We start from the raw sequence: 2,077 nt of genomic DNA, 5'->3' as shown, positions 1-2,077 counted from the left end.
TGCTTTTTCATATTCCATTGGCGTGAAAATGTCTTCTATATACAGTGATAGGCTGATTGCAATTTGTGAGAGAAAAAGTGATGCCGCAATCAAAATTAATCCTAAAAAGAGAATGATATTGGTGTTACCCCATAAAATTGCACTAAATAAGATCATCACACCGCAAATGATCGATGTAATGAGACTGAGTTCTACTTTTAATCTCTGAATAAAAGTACTGTAAATCAGTGTGCCACAGATGATTAATCCTGCATGTGCTAAATACAGTAGCGGTAAATTTGTAATGCCAAAGGTACTTACAACAATGGCTGTGATGATCGTCCATCCAATCAAAAAACCAATTCGTGTCAGAAAGGTGAGTAGCCATCCAAATAAAATGCGTGGCCACGTTTTTTGAAACGTCGTTTCTGTATGAAAATCAAAGAGATTCATAAGGGTATTTAAGCTGTTTTATCAACAATTATGGTGTTTGCCCTTGTTTGTAGACAGCATTTTTATTTTTCATTTATTATACCATATTTTTTCTCGAGAAACAATCTGCTAGAGAGTGTTGAATTAATGGGCTTGCATAAAAAACAAAAAATGATCGCGGAGCGATCACGTTTTGTGGCAAAATATATTTAATTTCAAATAATTTAACCAGCTAAATGTTATGCCAAAACATTTTAAAAAGACAGGGGAAAATTTATTTTGCCAGGATTTTGTGATTGAAGGAGCTTTGGCGCACTCCAATCAATTCCTCAAAAAACTTGATGGAGAAGTCGATTTTGAGCAGCTCTGGCATGAAAAGCTACTCCAGACATATAAGGGTGGGGCAGAAATTGGACAACCACCATATCGTCCGGCCCAGGTTTTAAAAATGCTTTTTTTGGCCTATCTTTTTGGAACATCCGAACGTGAGATCGAACGGATCATTAACGACAGTATTTCAATGAAAGCATTTTTGCATATTTCATTGGATGAAGCAGCGCCTGACCACAGTACGCTCACAAAGTTCAAGAATCGCATTCTTGATTTTGATGAACGGAATGCAACGAATATTCTCAAGGCGTTTTTTGATGAAATCATCGTTCTAGCCCAAATCAAAGGTGTTGATCTTGGGTTTACTCAAAGCATTGATTCAACACACACAATTGCCAATGTGAACAATGCGAAAGAAAGAGAACGGACAAAAAAGATTTCAGAAGGAGGAAAAGGTCAAAAGCCACGTGATCCTGATGCAAAATATGGAGTCAAAAAAACAAAGAAAGTGAAAACAGCCAAAGGAGAATTGGTGGAGATTACCGAAGGATATGTGGGGTACAAATCACATCTTTCAGTCAGTGCTCTGCAAAATCTGATTACCTCATATCTCGTGACCACCATGGCAGTTTATGATGGCCATTTTTTTGAACCACTGATGAAAGATGATCTACGAAAAGGAGTTGCAAAAAGAGGAAAAACAACCTATACGGCAGACCGTGGTTACGACGATGGAGAGAATCATGTATGGCTGGAAACGGAAAAACTCAAAGACAGCATTTGTTTAAAAGGAGTGAAGAAGGATAAAAAACCAATTGCAAAGTGGACAAAATATACGACTCAAGAAGAATTTGATGCTGGAAGAAAGAAGCGTTTTACCGTGGAGAGAGTAAATGGGAGTGTGAAAAAAGACCATGGACTTGGTCGCGCGCGGTATATTGGAATAAGGAAAATGGCATTGCAAACAGGTTTAACGGCACTGGCACATAACCTCAAGACTCTGGTGAAACTGTGGACCGGAGTACCGCTTCGCGGTTCACTCGTTCACGTTTCTTGAGGGTGAAACTGTGCCCCAAATAACCAAAACCGCATGAAAACAGCCTAAAATTCAGCTCAAAATTTCCGTCAAAACCATGGATTTTGAAAAAAAATCACAACGGAAATAAAATTCACCTTAAAAATTTCTTAATTCAACGCTCTCAAAAGCGGGCACTGTTGCAAAAAGTGGAGGCTGGCTACTTGAAATTTCTAAGAAAGAACAGTATTTTTAAGATTTTATTGAGGCTTTGCTCTGATTTAACACCTCTGAATGTCTTTAAACGCTGCTCAATTTGCC

2 protein-coding genes are annotated in these 2,077 nt (G+C 38.1%); one reads left to right on the top strand and one right to left on the bottom strand.

The genetic code is table 11. The features are described from left to right. A partial coding sequence (locus tag HZA38_03790; protein MBI5414614.1) for a hypothetical protein occupies nt 1-432 on the bottom strand: 432 nt, incomplete at its 3' end. A 220-nt stretch (nt 433-652) separates the two neighbouring features. Between HZA38_03790 and HZA38_03785 the strand changes: the two genes are divergently transcribed. Then, nucleotides 653-1,798 carry a transposase gene (locus tag HZA38_03785; protein ID MBI5414613.1) on the top strand — a complete coding sequence of 382 codons (1,146 nt, stop codon included), beginning with the start codon at nt 653-655 and terminating at the stop codon, nt 1,796-1,798. Nucleotides 1,799-2,077: the final 279 nt, after the last annotated feature.

Source organism: Candidatus Peregrinibacteria bacterium (assembly GCA_016220175.1).
Lineage (GTDB): Bacteria > Patescibacteriota > Gracilibacteria > CAIRYL01 > CAIRYL01 > JACRHZ01.
Note: the sequence above shows the minus strand (reverse complement) of the source record. Positions and strands in the feature narration are given on the sequence as shown.